The organism is Bradyrhizobium sp. STM 3561 (assembly GCF_045571455.1).
GTDB classification, from domain to species: Bacteria; Pseudomonadota; Alphaproteobacteria; order Rhizobiales; family Xanthobacteraceae; genus Bradyrhizobium; species Bradyrhizobium vignae.
In genome coordinates, this window is record NZ_CP120695.1 from 6,385,797 (window position 1) to 6,404,700 (window position 18,904).

The 18,904-nt window shown below is 60.8% G+C and carries 14 protein-coding genes and 1 pseudogene; 10 read left to right on the forward strand and 5 right to left on the reverse strand.

Translation table 11 applies throughout. The annotated features are described in order from the left end of the window. Nucleotides 1–113: 113 nt before the first annotated feature. The gene (locus P6U28_RS30365; RefSeq protein ID WP_209296059.1) at nt 114–1,295 is read right to left on the reverse strand and encodes an MFS transporter; all 1,182 of its coding nucleotides are present in this window, start codon (nt 1,293–1,295) and stop codon (nt 114–116) included. Between the two features lie 98 nt (nt 1,296–1,393). On the opposite strand from P6U28_RS30365, the gene P6U28_RS30370 reads away from it, so the two are divergent. After that, nucleotides 1,394–2,347: a LysR family transcriptional regulator gene (locus P6U28_RS30370; protein WP_129144436.1), complete on the forward strand. Its 954-nt coding sequence runs from the start codon at nt 1,394–1,396 to the stop codon at nt 2,345–2,347. Between the two features lie 819 nt (nt 2,348–3,166). Here P6U28_RS30370 and P6U28_RS30375 read toward each other — a convergent pair. Beyond that, nucleotides 3,167–3,926: pseudogene (locus P6U28_RS30375) on the reverse strand (IS5 family transposase). Between the two features lie 148 nt (nt 3,927–4,074). On the opposite strand from P6U28_RS30375, the gene P6U28_RS30380 reads away from it, so the two are divergent. From P6U28_RS30380 to P6U28_RS30415, 8 genes are all read left to right on the forward strand, one after another. Further along, entirely contained in the window at nt 4,075–6,996 is a 2,922-nt protein-coding gene (locus tag P6U28_RS30380) for a monovalent cation/H+ antiporter subunit A (protein ID WP_407120401.1), read from the forward strand. Then, entirely contained in the window at nt 6,996–7,337 is a 342-nt protein-coding gene (locus tag P6U28_RS30385; RefSeq protein WP_122400507.1) for a Na+/H+ antiporter subunit C, read from the forward strand. Before P6U28_RS30380 ends, P6U28_RS30385 begins: the two co-directional genes overlap by 1 nt. Continuing rightward, nucleotides 7,334–8,950 (forward strand): monovalent cation/H+ antiporter subunit D, encoded by a 1,617-nt coding sequence (locus P6U28_RS30390; protein WP_129144434.1) that lies wholly within the window; start codon nt 7,334–7,336, stop codon nt 8,948–8,950. The genes P6U28_RS30385 and P6U28_RS30390 overlap by 4 nt, the downstream gene beginning before the upstream one ends. After that, nucleotides 8,947–9,435, forward strand: a complete 489-nt coding sequence (locus P6U28_RS30395; RefSeq protein WP_129144433.1) for a Na+/H+ antiporter subunit E — start codon at nt 8,947–8,949, stop codon at nt 9,433–9,435. Before P6U28_RS30390 ends, P6U28_RS30395 begins: the two co-directional genes overlap by 4 nt. Then, a complete protein-coding gene (locus P6U28_RS30400; protein ID WP_122400504.1) occupies nt 9,432–9,713 on the forward strand; it encodes a K+/H+ antiporter subunit F in 282 nt (93 codons plus the stop codon). The genes P6U28_RS30395 and P6U28_RS30400 overlap by 4 nt, the downstream gene beginning before the upstream one ends. Beyond that, a complete protein-coding gene (mnhG, locus tag P6U28_RS30405; RefSeq protein ID WP_122400503.1) occupies nt 9,710–10,105 on the forward strand; it encodes a monovalent cation/H(+) antiporter subunit G in 396 nt (131 codons plus the stop codon). Before P6U28_RS30400 ends, mnhG begins: the two co-directional genes overlap by 4 nt. Nucleotides 10,106–10,386: 281 nt before the next feature. After that, nucleotides 10,387–10,515 (forward strand): hypothetical protein, encoded by a 129-nt coding sequence (locus P6U28_RS30410; protein WP_283810494.1) that lies wholly within the window; start codon nt 10,387–10,389, stop codon nt 10,513–10,515. Between the two features lie 168 nt (nt 10,516–10,683). Further along, on the forward strand, nt 10,684–11,655 hold the full coding sequence (locus tag P6U28_RS30415) for a universal stress protein (RefSeq protein WP_407120402.1): 972 nt from the start codon (nt 10,684–10,686) through the stop codon (nt 11,653–11,655). A gap of 590 nt (nt 11,656–12,245) precedes the next feature. Here the strand turns inward: P6U28_RS30415 and P6U28_RS30420 are convergent. Then, nucleotides 12,246–13,253, reverse strand: a complete 1,008-nt coding sequence (locus tag P6U28_RS30420) for a PAS domain S-box protein (RefSeq protein ID WP_129144431.1) — start codon at nt 13,251–13,253, stop codon at nt 12,246–12,248. Between the two features lie 109 nt (nt 13,254–13,362). On the opposite strand from P6U28_RS30420, the gene P6U28_RS30425 reads away from it, so the two are divergent. Continuing rightward, complete coding sequence (locus P6U28_RS30425) at nt 13,363–13,659, forward strand: hypothetical protein (RefSeq protein ID WP_129144430.1); 297 nt, start codon at nt 13,363–13,365, stop codon at nt 13,657–13,659. Between the two features lie 517 nt (nt 13,660–14,176). Here the strand turns inward: P6U28_RS30425 and P6U28_RS30430 are convergent. Together P6U28_RS30430 and P6U28_RS30435 are read right to left on the reverse strand one after the other, a co-directional pair. Next, nucleotides 14,177–15,520 carry a hypothetical protein gene (locus P6U28_RS30430; protein ID WP_407120403.1) on the reverse strand — a complete coding sequence of 448 codons (1,344 nt, stop codon included), beginning with the start codon at nt 15,518–15,520 and terminating at the stop codon, nt 14,177–14,179. Nucleotides 15,521–15,534: 14 nt separating this feature from the next. Beyond that, the gene (locus P6U28_RS30435) at nt 15,535–18,714 is read right to left on the reverse strand and encodes an ATP-binding protein (RefSeq protein WP_407120404.1); all 3,180 of its coding nucleotides are present in this window, start codon (nt 18,712–18,714) and stop codon (nt 15,535–15,537) included. Between the last annotated feature and the right edge of the window lie 190 nt (nt 18,715–18,904).

Sequence of the window (18,904 nt, forward strand, 5' to 3'; positions counted from 1 at the left end):
AATTGCGCGGCGGAGGTTACGGACGACATGCGGCGCTGTACAGCGCGTTTCTGCATGGCGCGTTGGCGTGAGGGCCGATGCGACCAATCGTCAGCGCACCGCACGCCTTCGCCCTACTCTGCCGGAGACGCTGCGACGCCGGCCGGCGCACGGTCGAGCCGGAGGCTCCACAGCGCCAGCACGAGACCAATGGCCGTGATCCCGGCTGCGACCAAAGGCAGCGTGGAGAGACCGAGCCCGCGGTCAATGGTGACGCCACCGGCCCAGGCGCCGAGCGCGTTGCCGAGATTGAACGCGGCGATGTTGAGGCTGGAGGCCAGCGTGCGACCGCTGGGGCCGGCAGCCTCCAGCACCCGAAGCTGGAGCGGGGCGACGGTCGCGAAGGCGGCGATGCCGAGCAGCAAGATCAGCGCGATGGAAAGGATCTTGACCGATAGTACGGCGGCCAGGCCAAGCAGCACGATCGCAAGCCCGGCGAGCGTGCCGGTCAAGGCCCGTGCGAGGCCGCGATCCGCAAGCCTGCCGCCGGCGACGTTGCCGATCGCAAGCCCGACGCCGAACACCAAGAGAATCGGCGAGACCGCGGCCTCCGAGAAGCCGGTGAAACGCGTCAGGATCGGCTGGATATAGGTGAAGACGACGAACAGGCCGGCGAAGCCGAACACGGTCATCGCAAGACCGAGCAGCACCTGCGGACGACCGAGCACCGCCACTTCTTCGGCGAGCGAGATCGGCTTGTCGCCATTGCCGACATGGCCGGGGACGAGCAGCGCGACCACCGCAAACGCAATCACGCCGATGACAGTCACCGCCCAGAACGCCGCGCGCCAGCCGAGCATCAGGCCGAACCAGGCGCCAAAGGGCACGCCGAGCAACGTTGCCACCGTGAGACCGATGAACATGGTCGCTATCGCAGACGCACGCTTGTCCTCGGCAACGAGGCTGGTGGCCACGACCGAACCGACGCCGAAAAAGGTGCCGTGGGCGAGCGAGGTCAGCACACGTGCGGCCATCAGCAATTCGTAGTTCGGTGCCAGCGCGCAAGCCGCATTGCCCAGCGTGAAGATCGCCATCAGCGCCAGCAGCACCGTCTTGCGCGGCATTTTGCGCGTCGCGAGGGTGAGGACTGGCGCCCCCACGAACACGCCGAGCGCATAGCCGGAGATGAGCAGGCCCGCAACCGGCACGGAGACATGCATGTCAGCGGCGACCTGGAGCAACAGGCCCATGATGATGAATTCGGTGGTGCCGATGCCGAAGGCACCGGCGGTGAGAGCGAGAACGGCGGGAGGCATGCGTGGCTCCGATGGGTGAGACGAGCCACGCAGATAGCGGCACGGCCGCAGAATCATTAGAATGTCCGCAATCCAATCATTTGTGACGTGAATTCAACATGGCCCGCTTCGACACCAACCGCGCCGCCGAGATGGAGGTCTTCGTCCGCGTCGTCGACCTCGGCGGATTCACCCAGGCCGCGCGAAAGCTGCGCCTGACCCCGTCCGGCGTCAGCAAGCTGATCTCGCGTCTGGAGGCGCGCCTCGGCGCGCGGCTGGTCAACCGAACCACGCGCAAGCTGACGCTGACGGAGGAAGGCCAGGCCTTCTACGAGCGCTCGTTGCGCATCCTCGCCGAGATGGAGGAGGCCGAGCGCGAGGCGGCCTCAGGCGCGGCGCCGCGCGGCCGCCTCACGGTCAATTGCAACATTCCGTTCGGCATGCTGCATGTGATGCGGTTGATCCCGCGCTTCCTGAAGCAGCATCCGGACGTCACGCTCGATCTCGTGCTGACCGATACGCTGATCGACCTGATGCAGGAGCGCGCCGACGTCGCCATTCGCGTCGGCCCGCTGCGCGCCTCACGCCTCGTCGCGCGAAAGCTCGGCACCAGCCGCATGGTCGTGGTCGGCGCGCCGGACTATCTCGCACGCTGCGGCATGCCGAAGACGCCGGCCGATCTCGTCGATCACCGTGGCATCGGCTGGACCTTTCCGCGCAGCATCCGCGGCTGGCCGTTCAGGCGTGGCGACCACACCGAGCAGGCCCTGCCCGCTCCGGTCGCGCGCGCCAGCGACGGCGAAGCCGCCCGCCGTCTCTGCCTCGGCGGCGTCGGCCTCGCCCGCCTCGCCCTCTTCCACATCGGCCCCGACATCGAATCCGGCCGCCTCGTGCCGGTGCTGCAAAGCTACAATCCCGGCGACCGCGAAGACATCCACGCCGTCTATGTCGGCCACGCCGCCCCGCTACCCGCGCGCGTCCGTGCCTTCATCGATTTCCTCGCCGAGCACGTGCGGGTGAGCGATCCCGCGCTGAAGCGGGCCGGAGATGGGAGGTGGAAATTGGTGGGATGAGATAGCGGTGGAGGGCTCAGAGGAAGTTTGACCCGCGCCGGCTTGCCGAGCCGAAGCAAGCGGCAACGAGTCCGCCTTCGTCCCTGCGGGCTTCGGCGCGAAAGCCTTGCGTGACGTTCGGAAAAAAGGGGTTGTTCACGCCATGCCTACTTGTCTGGGCTTCTCCTCGCGGGAGAGCCACACACCAAATCCGTTTGATGAACGAAGGGGGTAATCCGGACGGCACCAACTACCGTCCGGCTAAGCTCCTGCTTGGAGCCGTCCGGCGTGCAAGCAACGCCGCGCAACGCGCGGATCGATGTCGACGACACAAGTCATAGCAGACTGAATATAGTGGCCATTCAGCTGGAAACATTGCGACGAAACCGCACAGTGGCGGGCAATCCGGACGATCAAGGTGAAGACCATCGAGGATGGCCGCGATCCTCGCTCGCTGCAAAGGATATCTGTCGGTTGAATAGTAGACCTTGACGTGAATGTGAGTCGCAATCCGACTGGACGTGGTTATGTTGCTCGATCGCTTGCACCTGCGGCGGAACAGACGAAGGGCCACGATGACGCGGGGCCACGCCGAGTTCAGCCAAGCTGAGGACACCGAGCCAAACGACAAGCCAATCGATACAAGTGGCTGGCGGACAATCGTGCTCTGCGGCCTTTACGCTTTGCTCGGCGCTATCGCGGCCCCAGTTGCCGCTCTGGTCGGCACCTTTCCTCACTGGATCTGAACCGCTCAATTTAGAGCGAGTCTTGTCAGCGGTTCTGGCGGAGTAGGGCTTCAAGGTCGATCACTTGCAACCGCGCCAAATCTAGGGTTCAGACTCAATTGATCCAATAGGCGACGATGGCGGCGAGGTGCACGGCAGCCAAGAAGTTCCTGGCAAGTTTGTCGTAGCGAGTTGCGACACGCCTGAAATCCTTGAGCCGGCAGAAACAGCGCTCGATAACATTGCGCCCTTTGTAGGCGCGTTTGCTGAAGGTGTGGAGGGTCACCCTGTTGGATTTGTTTGGAATGACGGGCTTTGCGCCGCGATTGGCGATTTCGGCGCGAAAGCCGTCGCCATCGTAGCCTTTGTCCCCAATGAGGGCAGACATGGGCGGCGCGAGTTTCAAAGGGCCGGCCCTGCGGCAATATCTGCGTCTTGTCCCGGAGTGAGATGAAATGCGCAAGGTCTGCAATCAGGGTCGCTCAGCGCGTGGATTTTCGTGGTCCGCCCACCGCGCGAGCGTCCGATCGCCTGTTCATGCTCCCCCCTTTTCCACCGCTCGCCGAGCGATGCGCCTTGATCGAGGTGGAGTCGATGGACAAGGTCACGCCATCCTTGCCGCAGCGGGCGAGCGCTTCAAAGATCGCCTGCCAATGTCCGCGCTTAGCCCAGCGATTGAAACGATTGTAGATCGTCGTGTAAGGACCATAGTCGGGCGGGCAATCGCGCCAGCGTGCGCCGCACTGAAGCATGTGAATGATACCGCTGATGATGCGTCGATCGTCATCGCGCGCCGGGCCGGTCTGGTTCGTTGGCAGATGCGGCTCGATCTGAGCCCACTGCTTGTCGTTCAGCCAGAACAGCCCTTTGCGCACCGAAGTCCCCCATCCCGAATCAACTTGGTGCGAAGGAATCAGAGATCGCTAATTAGGTACAGACCCTAGCAGTGGAGATATCTATTCGCGTCGGCTAAGCAGTCGGGGTCAGCGAATACACACATCTTGCAGCTGGGCAACGAACGCGATGTTCCTCCTTGCCGTCCTTGCGCTTCCTTTCGCCGGAAGCTGTACTGCGGCTCTTTTGCGAGTCAATGCGCGCAACGCTGAGGCGTGGCTCGCCGGCGGCGTCGCACTTGCTGCCTTTAGCCTCGTCGGTATGGCTTACCCGAGCGTGACGAACGGTGGCGTTGTCTGCTGGCGGACGGAATGGATCGCTGAACTTGGACTGGAATTTGCGTTGAGGCTCGACGGCTTCGCATGGGCATTCGCCATGCTGATCACCGGAATTGGCTTTCTGGTGGTGCTGTATACCCGCTATTACATGTCGCCCAACGATCCCGTGCCCCGGTTCTTTTCCCTGCTGCTGGCGTTCATGGGCGCGATGCTGGGGATCGTGCTCTCCGGCAACCTGCTCCAGCTCGTGTTCTTCTGGGAGCTGACTAGCCTGTTTTCGTTCCTGCTGATCAGCTACTGGCATCACAATTCGGCTGCGCGTGACGGCGCGCGTATGGCGCTGGTGGTCACCTCGAGCGGTGGGCTCTGCCTCTTCGCCGGCGTCTTGCTGATTGGCCACATCGTCGGCAGCTATGACCTGGACAAGGTGTTGACGTCAGGAGAGGCGATCCGTTCGCATCCGCTCTATGTCCCCGCGCTCGTGCTGATCCTGCTCGGCGCCCTGACCAAGAGCGCCCAATTTCCCTTCCATTTTTGGCTGCCGCACGCGATGGCGGCTCCGACTCCCGTATCGGCCTATCTGCACTCGGCAACGATGGTGAAGGCCGGTGTGTTTCTTTTGGTCAGGCTCTGGCCCGCCCTCGGCGGATCGAACGAATGGCTGTGGCTGGTGGGATCGGCCGGTCTGATCACCTTCCTGGTGGGCGCGTTTCTCGCGGTATTCCAGCAGGATCTAAAGGGCCTGCTGGCTTACTCGACCATCAGCCATCTCGGCTTGATCACGCTCTTGACTGGACTGGACACGCCGTTCGGGCAGATCGCAGCGGTCTTTCACATCATGAATCATGCCACCTTCAAGGCATCGCTGTTCATGGCGGCGGGCATCATCGACCACGAAACCGGCACGCGCGACATTCGGCGCTTGAGCGGCCTCTACGTGTTCATGCCGATCACCGCGACGCTGGCCATGGTCGCGGCCGGGTCCATGGCCGGCGTGCCGCTGCTGAATGGCTTCCTCTCGAAAGAGATGTTCTTCGCCGAAACAATCGAAGTCCATGACAATTCACTCGTCGATCGAGCGCTTCCCTACATCGTCACCGCGGCAAGCACCTTCACAGTTGCCTATTCTCTCCGGTTCATTCGTGACGTATTCTTCGGTCCCGCCCCCGTCGGTCTTCCGCGCACCCCCCACGAGCCGCCCCTCCTGATGCGGCTTCCGGCCGAGCTTCTCGTGCTTGCATGCGTCGTGGTGGGCATAGCGCCGGCGTTGACCGTTGCACCGGTCCTCGATACCGCCGCTGGCGCTGTGCTCGGTTCCAGCATGCCGGAGTACAGTCTGAAGATATGGCACGGCTTCACGCCCGAATTGCTGATGAGCGTTCTGGCGATGGTTGGCGGCGTCGGCGTCTATGTGATGCTGAGCTCCTACCTTCTCGCCAACGAGGGGCCGCCCTTGCTCGGCCGATTCAGCGGGAAGCAGATCTTCGACTGGATGATGGTGACGTTATCCTGGCGTCTTGCACGCTGGCTCGAGAGCAAGCTTGGGACGCGACGTCTCCAGCCACAACTGAGAGTCTTGGCCGCTACGGCGTTCCTCGCCGCCTTGCTGCCGCTCTATTCGCGCGGCCTCCCGCTGGCGGATCCCCTGCGGACTACATTTGACCTTGCGTTCGCTTTGCTTTGGACGGTCGGCGCCGCCTGCGCGGTCGGCGCCGCGATCGAAGCCAAGTTTCATCGCGTCGTCGCGCTGATCCTGCTCGGGTCTGCGGGTCTCGTGACCTGCGTCACCTTCGTATGGCTATCGGCTCCCGACGTGGCCCTGACGCAGATCGTCGTCGAGACGGTCACGACAGTGCTGCTGCTACTCGGCTTGCGATGGTTGCCAAAACGTATCGCACCGGCCGGGGCGGAACCGCCAGCCGGCAGGATTCGATGGCACCGCGTGCGTGACTTCGCGATCGCGCTCTCCGTCGGCGTCGGGCTGGCGACACTCGCGTTTGCAGCCATGCAGCATCCCGATACGAACAGCATCTCGCGCTACTTCGTCGAGAACGCCTATACCAAAGGTGGCGGAACCAACGTGGTCAACGTCATCCTGGTGGACTTCCGCGGATTCGACACAATGGGTGAGATCACAGTCCTCGCTGTCGTTGCGCTCACCGTCTACGCGCTGTTGCGCCGCTTCCGTCCGGCGCCTGAGAGCATCCCCGTTCCCGAACAGCAGCACGCCCAGGACAGCCACGACGAGGCGCATCCCGACCGACAGAAGGGTGACACCGCCAAGGACACGACGGAGACCGCGTCGCTGATGATGAGGCTGATGTTTCCCGTGATCGGCGTGGTCGCGGTCTTCCTGCTGTTGCGCGGGCACGATCTTCCGGGCGGAGGCTTCGTGGCCGGCGTCGCCATGGCGACCGCGTTCATCCTGCAGTACATGGCTCGCGGCACGACATGGGTGGAAGCTCGTCTGCACTTCATGCCGGTACGCTGGATGGGGATTGGGCTTCTGCTCGCTGGGTGCACGGGGGCAGCTGCCTGCGTTTTCGGATATCCGTTTCTGACCTCGTACTTTGCGTATGCCGAACTGCCGCTGGTCGGCCGCGTCCCCACAGCGAGCGCATTCCTTTTCGACGTCGGCGTGTTCTCACTCGTGATCGGCGCCACCGTGCTGATGCTCATCGCGATCGCGCATCAATCGCTGCGTCGCTACGCAGTTCCGCCTCAGAGCGGCCGAGGCTTGGCCAGTGAGCCATCGAGGGAGGAACTGGTCTGATGGAGTTCGTGCTGGCGATCGGTATCGGTACGCTTGCCGCGTCCGGCGTTTGGCTGATCCTCAGGCCGCGCACCTTTCAGGTTATCATCGGGCTCTCGTTGCTTTCCTACTCGGTTAATCTGTTCATCGTGGCCATGGGGCGAGTGCGGACGGGGGCTCCGGTGCTCATCACAAAGGAGGCCGGAGATTCTGCGCGGTTTGCCGATCCGCTTCCGCAGGCGCTTGTACTGACTGCAATCGTCATCAGTTTCGCGACCACCGCGCTCTTCCTCGTGGTGCTGCTGGCATCCCGCGGCCTCGCCCGGACCGATCATGTCGACGGCCAGGAGCCGGAAGCGTGAGCGGCGCCTCTGGTCTGGTCATTGCGCCGATCCTCCTGCCCCTGCTGGCAGGTGCCGGCATGCTGCTGCTCAACGGAGAGAAGCACCGCTCGATCGTCGCCGGCCTCAACGTCGGCGCAACCGTTGCCCTCGTTTGCATTGCCACGATCCTGCTCGGACTCTCGGATGCCGGTACAAGGGACGTCTATCGTCTGGGCAATTGGCCTGCGCCATTCGGAATTGTCCTCGTTCTTGATCGGCTGTCGGCTCTAATGCTGCTGCTGACCAATGTCCTCGCGCTGGCCTCGGTGGTGTACTCCCTTGCACGCTGGCACCGGGCAGGCGCGCATTTCCATCCGCTGTTTCAATTCCTGCTGATGGGCCTCAACGGCGCCTTCCTCACGGGCGATCTCTTCAACCTGTTCGTGTTCTTCGAGTTGTTGCTGGCGGCGTCGTACGGTCTTCTGCTGCACGGATCCGGCCTTGCACGGGTGAAGGCAGGGCTGCATTACATCGTCGTCAACCTCGCCGCCTCGCTGTTGTTTCTGATCGGGGTCAGCCTGATCTACGGCGTGACCGGAACGCTCAACATGGCGGATCTCGCGGCACGCGTGCACGCGGTCGCCGCCGAGAGCCGCGGCTTGCTCGAAGCAGGTGCGGGCGTGCTTGCGGTTGCCTTCCTGCTCAAGGCCGGAATGTGGCCCTTGAACTTCTGGCTGCCGACCGCCTACGCCGCCGCAAGTCCGCCGGTGGCGTCGATCTTTGCGATCATGACGAAGGTCGGCGTCTATATCGTGCTGCGCCTGTCGCTCTTGCTTTTCGGCGAGGACGCCGGCGCATCGGCCGGCTTCGGCAGGGAGTTCTTGTTGTTGGCCGGCTTGGCGACGATCCTGTTCGGAGCGATCGGCACATTGGCCTCGCAAGACACCGCCCGACTCGGCGGTTTCTCCGTGCTCATATCCTCCGGAACGGTGCTCGCCGCCACGGGGATGGGACAGGTCGGCGTCACCAGTGGAGCGCTCTTCTACCTGGTCAGCTCGACGCTCGGCATCGGAGCATTCTTTCTCCTCGTCGAGCTCATCGAGCGCGGCCGTGAACCTGGAGCGGACATGATCGCTGTCACGCGGGAAGCTTATGGAGAGGAGGTCGAGACAGACCAAGCCGAAGGGGACGTGGGCATCGCGATCGTGGCCACCATGGGATTGCTCGGCGTCGCTTTCATCGGCTGCGCGCTGGTCATCGCCGGCTTGCCGCCGCTGTCCGGATTTATCGCCAAATTCGCGCTGCTCGCGGCGGCTCTGCATCCGGCCGATCAGCCAGGGGGGGCCATTCCCGGCAGCGGATGGGCTCTGCTCGCAGTGCTGATCCTCTCGGGTTTCGCGACCTTGGTCGCGATGGCACGCGCTGGAATCCGTATCTTCTGGGCCTCGCCCGATCGCACTGTGCCGCGCGTGCGCGTGATCGAGATGGCGCCGATCATGTTCCTGCTGTTCATCTGTGCTGCGCAAACCGTCTGGGCCGGTCCCGTGATCCGCTTCATGCAGGCCGCGGCGCAATCCCTCCACGCGCCGGCGGACTACATCAGCGACGTCCTGAACACCGGCTCTAGCAGCCGACAAGCGGAGGGCAAATGACACGCTTGCTGCCTTTTCCGATCGTGAGCTCCTGCCTGCTCGCATTGTGGCTGCTGCTCAATCAAGCGGTCACGTTTGGGCACATCCTGCTTGGCTGCTTGGTCGCCCTCGTCGGTGGTCGGATCCTGACCGTACTGGAAATACCGAGCGTGCGGGTCAGGCGACCCGGCGTCATTATGCGACTGTTGGCACGGGTCACCGTCGACATCGTGCGCTCGAACCTGGCGGTGGGGCGGATCGTTCTCGGCTTTGGACGGTGGCAGCGAGCGCCGGGCTTCGTGGAGATTCCGCTCGACATGCGCGCCCCCTACGGGCTGGCCTCGCTCGCCTGCATCATTACGTCGACCCCGGGGACGCTGTGGGTGAATTTCGACGCCCAAAGAGGGGCGCTGACCATCCACGTTCTGGACCTCGTCGATGAAGAGGAGTGGATCCGCACCATCAAGGACCGTTACGAACGTCATCTGCTGGAGATATTCGAATGAGCCAGCTCATGCTGACCTACTCGCTCCTGGTCGCGCAGGTGTTGCTGGGATTGGCGATCGGCTGCGGCGCTTTGCGCATCTTCCTTGGACCGCGCGCTCAGGATCGCGTTCTCGGTTTCGACACGTTGTCCGTCAACGCAATGTTGTTGCTTCTGACGGTCGGGATTCGAACCGGCGAGGCGCTTTATTTCGAGGCTGCCCTGGCCATGGCCCTGTTCGGATTCGTCGGGACGGTTGCGCTCGCCAAGTTCCTCCTTCGCGGCGAGGTGATCGAATGAACGGCATCGAGCACTTGCCGCCTTGGGCTGCCGTCCTCACAGCGGTCTTCCTTTTGACCGGCGCTGCCGTCACGCTGATCGGCTCGCTGGGCCTTTTGCGGCTCGGCACATTCTACGAGCGCGTCCATGCGCCGACGCTCGGAACAACACTCGGCACCGTCTTCATCGCGGCCGCTTCGATGGTCTGCTTCTCGGTTCTGGAGAGCAGAGCGGTGCTGCACGAAATCCTGATCGTCGTACTCGGCGCCGTGACCACCCCGATCGCGTTGACCGTTCTCGTCGGCGCAGCCCGCTTTCGCGACACCGCGGAACGGGCACAGCTGGGTGAACCCGTAGGCCGGGCGCTGCCTCACGCGGCGCCAGGCGACGCTTCGGCGGGCAAGGCCGACTAAATGTCGCAATTGATCCCCTGCGGCGCACGCTTAAGTTCATTGTAGGCGTGATGCTGAACTGTGCGCGTTCTCCGCGACTTCAGCCGGCCGATCGTTGGCCCGTCGCCGGCCTGATTATGCGGATGCCATTCAGAGATCTGCGGCATCCCAAACAGAGGACGTGATGACCAAAGTGCGACCAGACATTCAGGAGAACCGGCTGCAAATCGGCATGTGACCCGGGCGATTTGTATCGCCCGGGCGCGGCAACTCAACGATTCTGACCAAGCCGGGAGTTCTTCATGTCTGTCTTTTTGGCACTGCTGGTTCTGACCTCGTGGATCCTGTTCATCTGGATTTACGACCCCGACGGGTTTCGGGCGGCATTCGCTCGCCGTCCGCCGCCGATGCCGCATGACCCGGAAAGTTGACGCTGGAAGGTGCTTTGTCACCTGACGGTTTTGACCGCGACCCGCTACCGCGCTCTTCATCTCAGGGCGCGCCCGCGCGTTGCCGCGTCATGAGCCGGCCTTGAAGCAATCAAATCGCCGGCCTTGCCGAAAAGACGCGGCGCGGTCGGCCAGTACAAGGGTTCTGACATGATCATCGTCGCTGCGACGGATTTCTCTACGCGTTCCCATCGCGCCCTGCGGCAAGCCGGCCTTCTGGCCCGCGCTCGCCGCGCCGAGCTGCACCTTGTTCACGTCGTTGATGAAGACCAGCCGGACGATCTGGTTCGCATGGAAGAACGGGAGGCCCAGCGGGTGCTGGTGGAGCAGATCTGGTCCATGCCCGAGCTGCATGACGCGCGCTGTCATCCGATCGTGATCACGGGTCACCCCTTCGACGGAATCTTGCGCGCGAGCGCCGCGGTCGGCGCCGATCTCATCGTGATGGGGGCCCATCGCAAGCAGTTTCTGCGCGACATCTTTACAGGGACCACTATCGAGCGTGTCGTCCGCGGAGGAAAGTATCCCGTGCTGATGGTGAACAACGAGGCGCAGCGGCACTACGAACGGGTTCTGGTGCCAGTCGACATGTCGGAGACATCGGCCGACGCGATCCGCTTCGGTCTGTCCGCCGGGTTTTTGGAAGACGGCTCGACGCTCCTTCACGCCTTCTCGCCGGTGGCTAAGAGACGATTGCTCAGCTCTGGTGCGAGCTCCGACGTCATCAGTGGATATGTCGATAGCGAGCGTCACGGAGCGATGGAGGAAATGAGCAGTTTTCTCGTCGCCAATGAGTTCGACGCCCAGCGATGGTCGCTTAGAGTCGACGAGGGCGTTCCCATGCAGGTGATCGCGCGTGCGGTTGCAGAGAAGCGACCCGACATGCTCGTGATGGGTACGCACAGCCGATCCGGGCTGCTTCGCGCGTTGATCGGGAGTGTGACGGAAGAAGTTCTTCGCTCCCTCAACGTGGACGTTCTGGTGGTTCCTCCACCTGTCCTGACCTCAGACCTTCAAAGACGGCCACCGCTGCCTGTTCTGACGCCTGACGGGAAAAGACTTTCGGATCGCCTGGAGAGACCGGGGCCGCATCCAGCACTAAAGCATGATCCGGAAAAGTGAGAAGCGGTTTTCCGGAAAGATCATGCGTAAACAACAAGCTAAAGCGCGATGACGATTCATCCAAATCTCATCGCGCTTTAGGGCGCGGTATCCTCCCACGCAGCAAGCATGACATCCGCAGGCATTCGCACGTCCGCGGATCGCCATGTAGCACCACGGCTCGCGCCCTCCCGAGATGACTTACCGGCATCTTCGCCCGGGGTCGCGGACAGACGATTTCAAACACTTAGTAACGGGCCGCCTGTCGCCAGAGAACCTCGGCGCCAAGTGCCGAATAACGCAAAAAGCGAGCGGAATTGAGGTTTGTGCCTCGGAGCCACCACCTGCCGGCTCTCGGGCGACGAGCCACGTGATTGGGCTCATTACAATCCCCTGCAGCGATTATACTCGCGGCGAATCCCAACACGTAAACTGAGCGCGACGCCCGCTTTGGGTAAGCGGCGGTCGAAGTGAGCACAGCGCGCGTCCGGTCTAGCCGCGATAGCCGACACCACAATGGCCGCGCCTTGTTCGGCCAAGGGCCATAAGCGGCAGCCGATGCTCATTGGGAGGCGATCAATTCTCTCTACCCGCCGGGATCAGTTGCGGCCTCAGAGCGGGACCATAATTTCGCAGACAAGTCCCTCTTTGTGCCAATCAAAGCGGACCGTCCCCTTCAAGTGGCTGATCATTCCTTCAATCATACCGACACCAACGCCGTTCTGGGTCGGTTGCTGCACGTCTGGACCACCTGTCTCAGTCCAGAACAGGTATAATTTGCCGTCAGCCCCCTGCGACCATTGCAGGCTTAACTGGCCCTTGGGCTGGGACAAAGCACCGTATTTTGCAGCGTTGGTGGCCAGCTCGTGCAACGTCATGGCAATTGCCTGAGCGATGCCGGGCTCTAGTAGAATTTGCGCTCCGTCTATGAGTACCCGCTTCCCGCTTTGGGAATATGGAGCCAGTTCCTGTGTCGCGATCGCGGATAACTCGGCACCGATCCAGCGTGTCGCGACAAAAAGTGAGCACACTTTCTCAAGCGCTTCGATGCGTCCAATAATTATTTCTTTGAGATCTTCCGGCGAGTCTGATTGAGAACGACTAACCACCGCCCGAATGGTCGCAAGCAGGTTCTTGCTGCGGTGCTCGGCCTCCCGCGCCAATGTCGTGATCAGCTCCTGATTCCTCTTCTGCTCCGTAATATCTCTCGCGATCTTTGATGCACCGACAATTTTGCCATGGTCATCTTTGACAGGAGAAACGGTCAACGAAATTACGATCAAGCTGCCATTCTTGCGTTGCCGAACCGTCTCAAAATGGTCGATGCGCTCGCCTCGTCTGATGCGCGTGAGAATCTCGCGCTCTTCGCTCTGCCGGTCCTGAGGGATTACAATTGTAATGGGTTGGCCGATCGCCTCGCCGGCCGAGAAGCCAAATATACGCTCGGCACCTTTGTTCCAGCTTGTAATAATGCCATCGAGATTCTTGCTTACAATCGCGTCGTCACTGGACTCGACTATCGCGGCCAGGAAGCGCAACCGCTGCTCACTTTCGCGAAGCGCAGTTTCGACTTCTCTCGTCTCCTTGCTGGGAGACTTGCGTTCAATTTGTCCGCCCACAGTGCACCTCCAGGTACGCTTCGCTGCGACAGCCTAGCCCCGTTTTGCGAATTGAAAGGATCGCAATGGTGTGTTCGAAGGCAGCGTTCTGGGACTAGGAGCAAAGTAGATGCCGAAGTTTTACGTTCAGACATACGCCAAGGTCCATATCGGCGAAATCGAGGTAGAAGCAAATAGCTACCACGAAGCGGCTGCAAAGGCCGACCTGATCGTACAGAAAGATTACCTGCAGGATAAGGGTGACGAAGGCAAGCTGATCGCCGGTCAGTACCTCGAGATCGAAGAGGCGGAGCTTCACCTAGGTGACCCGGACAGCGCCTACGACAACACGCGATTTCTCGAGCTGTCGACCTCCAGTGGTCCGGACGAAAATTCGCGAAGCTCCGTAGTCATATTCCAAGCTTGAGATCGCCGGAGGAATCTTCCCAGGTCCTCTGGCGTCAGCGACCCCTGATTATCCAAGACATCCAGGGACTGGTTACGTCAGGCGCACCCTGGCTTAAGTTTCTGAAAGCGAAACGATAGTGATCGGTCCCGGTCAGCTCTTTCATGCTGCCGGCTGCGGAGGCCGCTTGTTCAAATCGACCGAAGCGAAAAGCAAGAAAACGGCCGAATTTTTGGCCTGTCTGCAGCTCTAAGTACGAGATCATTTTTGCCGGCTGGCGGAGGGAGAGAATTTAGAAAAAAACTTGCTCGACCGCTGCGCCTCAGGTGCTCTCCCTCGGGGGACAGAAGCTGCAATTTAAGCTTCTCTCCAGAGTATACTGGAGGAGCAACGGTATAATAGTGCCTCGCCGAAGCAGTGGCACGCCCCTCTTGCCCGACAGAAGGCCATCCGCCTTCCGCCAGCCCTGAGGCCTTTGATCCCAAGATGCGAAGCTATGGGCGGCCAGAAAATATCCTCGAGCCGGTCTGCTTTTACTTCAGACTACCTTAAACTCCACCTTGTGTCCCGCCATAGACGACTTTGCGGTGAAGTCCCTGCCGGCCTTTTTGCTTTCCGTCCACTGGATTGGGCTGATGGGATTGTTTTCAAGTTGCAAGTCGAGGGAGGTTAATACGATCGGTGCCGTGGGGTAGTCCGCAGGGGTGACGGTTACTTTGTAACTTTCGACAGCACACACGGCGTAAGTCAGCTCAGATATATCGTCCATTTTCAGTCTGGTGTCCGACTGAATTTGATTGTTACGCGAAAGCGAGCAGACATAGTTGAACTTTCCGCCAGTATCTCTGCCGCCCTCAATAGAGCCGGTAATTATATCTCCTGTCGTGACTGGGATTGCCTTAGAGTAACAGCGGTTCTCGTCACTCAGGTGATCTTGGCCGACCGCCGAGCCTGGATCAGGCAGGTTCGGGTACTTCATAGGGTCGAAATCAGCACTCACGTACCAGCTCCGGATGAACCAACCATTGGTGGTCCACTGGAGGACCGGCTGTAAGATTCCTCCCGTTGCATTTGGTCCCGATACGCTCTCCAGACCATTGAAGATGAATATGATCTGCCCTTCATCGTTCGTTGGTGGCGAGGGCACCACCCAATTGGCTTCGAATTTCGTAATGTGGTCGCTCGTAGATCTGTTGCGCCAGAGCGTGTAACCCTGCCATCCGCCGTCGGGACAATCGATGTTGATGGTCAGCCCATTCAATCGAAGGTTTGGATTAGTTCCGGGCTGCGGCGCAGGGTCCCATTCGGTTGTAAGACCGTGATGCCGTCTGCGACTCTTATTCACTTTGATCTTTATCGGTACTGCGTAGTCCCACAGCGCAATGCGAATAACCTCATCTAAATGCTCCAACAGATTGGCGCCCACTTGCCTGGTGTCGAACGGGTTCATTGCGTTCTTCGGATCAGCAAACCTCGCCGGCTGCTTCTCCAGGTCATCACGAGCTTCCTGAGAGAAGTCGGGCCAATGGTCGAACGCGGCCTGTCCAATTTGCGGTGTACGGCCCCACTTTTTAGGATCCGGCTCCACGTCGCGTTGATAAAGTCCCCACTTAAGATCACTTCTGTTCAGGAAACTGTTCTTAATTAGATTGTGAACATTACCGATATTGCCCCGCGAGTAGGCGTGATCGTTGAATGTCGATAGATAATCGGGGTCCATGTAAATTGCGCCACGGGTTTCTATTCCGCCAGCACCCTTCGGCTGAGCGAGCGCCGCCCGCGGGAGAGCGGCCGTCGCCGCGGTTGCAACGCCACCCGCTAGCACGGTACGCCGATTAAGCGTGTCTTGCTTCTCGGTCCTGCCGTCTTCTTCTTCAGACATGACGTTCCTCCTTGTTAGCTCGCCAGCTGTGAACGATCCAGCACCCTTGAAAGCGTGCGATGAACTTCGCGCTGCGTTCCTAGGGCGCCGATTTGCTTTGCTATTTGCTCGGCTTTGTTTCGGTCCGCCGAAGACTCCACTCCCAATGCGCTATTTAAAGCACTCTTGATGAGCAACGCTTCCAGCTCTAGGGGTTGGTACCCGCTCTGTTGAGCGCTCTGCTCACATCGGCAAACCATCTCTATTGCTACGTTGCGTTGGGTTGTCGATGCTGCCTCACAGAGCGCTAGACCTAGCTCTGCGCGCAATGCAGCCGACCGATGCCCAAGCAGTTCGGCCTCTTCACGGGCCATTTCAAACGCCGTTCGCGCTTCTGTCACGCGCCCTACTCGCAAGAGTGAAAGCCCATGCTGGTTGGCAAGCACGGGTATGAAAAGGTGCACTTCATGCTGATGCGCAAGCTTGAGGGAGTGTGCCAGCGCCGTTTCCGCCGCCTGCGGCTCATCTCTTGAGAGCAAAAGCACTCCGCGGCTAAATCCCCCTGCTATCGCTGCAGCGGGACCTTCATTCTGAGCGGCAATCTCATCTGCTCGTGCTTGCGCCGCGACAGCGCCCTCTTCGTCCCCAAGCGCTACTTTACTGACGCAGATCATCATACAGCTAAGCAGTGCAGCTTGTGCTGCTCCGCCGCCGGGTGGCGGTGAAGCACCTTCAAAATAAAACCGCTTATAAGCTCTCTCCAAAATCTCTACGGCCTTTACGAAGTGACCGGCGATAAACCGCGCCTGCCCCAACCCGTATTCCGCATAGGCCAACCATCCAGGCTCGCCGCTCTGGCCTGCTTCGCGCACTGCAGCCTCGCCCGCGTCGAGCGCTTCGGCCGGCGCACCATAGAAGTTCAACGCCGCCGCACGCATGGCCAACGCAGGAATTCGTCGTCTATTGTCGCCGGAGGCGAGTGCGCGCGCCTCGGCCTCTCTTGCCAAGTCGAGCCAACGGCTCACCTTTCCTAGATTTCCGTAAGCCATTCGCGCCTCAATCCTAAGATCAATCGCGATTGCCTCACGTTGCGGTGACGGCGGCAGCTTGTCGACCGACGCTATTGCCAGTTCGAAATGCTTCATCGCATCCGAAAACGCAGATTGGCCAAAGCAGCGACGCGCGATCGTTGCCCCCAAATCGGCTGCACGCGCCCATTCCTTGGCTTGAACAGCGTGGTGCACCATTATGGCTGCCAACTCGTGCGCGTTCTGAGCAGTAGCCGCCTCGGCCTCGAGCTCGGTCAGAACACGCTTGTGTAGTTTCACCCTATCGGATTCCAGGGTGGCATCGTATGCAACCTGGCGAACGCATTCGTGCGGGAACGTGTTTTGCCCCTCTCCCGCCTGCGGGACGCACACCAACATACCCGCCGCCAGTAGTGCGGTATGGATTTGACGGAAGACCGCCTCCTCCAAACCTGCGATCACCCGGAGTAAACGGCTTGGCACTTGAGGACCGATCGAGGCGGCTACTTGCAAGACCCGCTTCTCGCGCGGGGCCAGTCGATCAATGCGACTCGCGATCACACCTTGAACTGTCAAAGGAACGCCGAGCTCTGTCCCCTCTAAGGCCGGCTCAAATTCACCCCACGCTCCCCTTAATCGACCGGCTTCTATAAGCCCACGACACACTTCCTCTAGGAACAACGGCATCGCACCCGTGTGCTCTAGAATTCGTTCCTTTAAAAGCTGAAGGCGAGGCGATGGACCAAGCAACTGATTAAGCATTGCAAGGCCTTCATCGGGCGCTAGTGGGGCTAGTACCAGTCTGGCATCCGGCTCACACCAAGAGGGCAGCTCATCTGTTCGAGCAGTGATTAACACGAAAAGTGGAAGACGCTTGGCCAACGCCACTATTGCGTCAAGGGCGGGGGCGCTTGCCTCATCAGCCCATTGCGCATCCTCAATGAGAAGCAATGTCGGCTGCCCACCAACCCGACGCGCCACGACCGAACAAGCCATATCGATGATGGCACGAGTTCGCGCGCGGGAGGCTAGCTTTGTCCATACGGGAAGGCTTTCTGCAACTACTCCATCGAGCAGAATCCGCAGCGCAGCCGATTGTACATCTGGCAGGTCGGTGTTGGCGCCCGCTTTATCAGCCCCACTTAGCTCCGAAATAGATTTGACCAGGATATCCTTGAGGAGGGAAAACGGCGAATCGCCAATGATGGGGCTACATTCCGCCTCCACGGAATGCCAGCCGCGCTGATGCAGCACGTGCACAGCCTCGCGCACCAAGCGCGACTTGCCCACGCCCGGTTCCCCCGAAACAAGGGCAACGCGACCGGGGCCATTCGCAGCCGCGACACCAAGCGCAAGTAAGTTTGATAATTCCGTCTCGCGACCGACGAATGCTGCTGTACCTCGCCCCAGGGTCACTTGCCATTTCGATAGCTCACCAACCCTTTTTATGGGATGAACCATGACTGGCTGGGCAAATCCCTTTAGAAGGTGCCTTTCCGGTGCTTCGAAATGGATATAGCCTCCGGCCAGCATCCAGCACGTCTCGGACGCCAGCGCCTGGCCAGGCTCCGCCACCGCTTGCAAGCGCTCAGCCATGATCAGTGGAGGGCCGTCAAAATCGTACATCTGGGTGTAGTCGAGCTTCCGGGGTCCGGCCACTACCAAGCCTGAGTGCACGCCAACCCGCACGCGAATGCTACCATCCGCAAGCGCTTCAATCCGGCTCAGAAGGTCGAGCGCAGCGAGGCAAGCCAGGACCGCGTGCATGTCGTTGGCGACCGGCGCACCGAACACGGCGAATATGCCATCACCCATTTCTCGATGAATAATGCCCCCGTACTGATGCACAGCCGATCGCATCTGACCCATTGCCGGCGCGAGCCGCGCGATCGACTCTTCTAAATCGAGGCCTGTCACCAGATCCGATGAGCGGTGCAGATCGGCTCGCAAGATGGAGACATATTTTCGTTCGGTCGCTAGATTCCGCAAATGCCTCCGGCGATTTATCGGGGACGAGGCTGTTGGCCTTCCATCTCCAGCCGAATGACGCCCCCCTCTGCCCGCGTGGACGATCGTGCTATTCTGCCCAAAAATTAGGGGGCTCGCGATAGATCGGGCGTCCAGCGGCCTGAATGGCGCAGTATCGCTCAAACCTGAACCAATCGAGCTGTGATGCCGGCGTGCCACAGGCGATGCCCTCCTCGCCCGGCAGAAGTGACGCCCGCCGAGCGGAGCTCAATTTCCGGTAAATTAGTCCTCAGATTACTCTTTGGAGTCAAGGCGTCACCGGGCCTGTTCCATGATCTGGCCGCCTGTCAGCCGCAACCGCTCTGCTAGGATGCAACCTGGACAAGAACGTTGAGACCTCGCCTGGCCA

Excerpts from the sequence above, each read along its gene's own strand:
- P6U28_RS30425 (WP_129144430.1), top strand. The coding sequence starts at position 13,363 with ATGCCGAAGTTTTACGTTCAGACATACGCCAAGGTCCATATCGGCGAA.
- P6U28_RS30430 (WP_407120403.1), bottom strand. The coding sequence starts at position 15,520 with ATGTCTGAAGAAGAAGACGGCAGGACCGAGAAGCAAGACACGCTTAAT.
- P6U28_RS30380 (WP_407120401.1), top strand. The coding sequence starts at position 4,075 with ATGTTCCTCCTTGCCGTCCTTGCGCTTCCTTTCGCCGGAAGCTGTACT.
- P6U28_RS30370 (WP_129144436.1), top strand. The coding sequence starts at position 1,394 with ATGGCCCGCTTCGACACCAACCGCGCCGCCGAGATGGAGGTCTTCGTC.
- mnhG (WP_122400503.1), top strand. The coding sequence starts at position 9,710 with ATGAACGGCATCGAGCACTTGCCGCCTTGGGCTGCCGTCCTCACAGCG.
- P6U28_RS30400 (WP_122400504.1), top strand. The coding sequence starts at position 9,432 with ATGAGCCAGCTCATGCTGACCTACTCGCTCCTGGTCGCGCAGGTGTTG.
- P6U28_RS30395 (WP_129144433.1), top strand. The coding sequence starts at position 8,947 with ATGACACGCTTGCTGCCTTTTCCGATCGTGAGCTCCTGCCTGCTCGCA.
- P6U28_RS30415 (WP_407120402.1), top strand. The coding sequence starts at position 10,684 with ATGATCATCGTCGCTGCGACGGATTTCTCTACGCGTTCCCATCGCGCC.
- P6U28_RS30385 (WP_122400507.1), top strand. The coding sequence starts at position 6,996 with ATGGAGTTCGTGCTGGCGATCGGTATCGGTACGCTTGCCGCGTCCGGC.
- P6U28_RS30365 (WP_209296059.1), bottom strand. The coding sequence starts at position 1,295 with ATGCCTCCCGCCGTTCTCGCTCTCACCGCCGGTGCCTTCGGCATCGGC.
- P6U28_RS30410 (WP_283810494.1), top strand. The coding sequence starts at position 10,387 with ATGTCTGTCTTTTTGGCACTGCTGGTTCTGACCTCGTGGATCCTGTTC.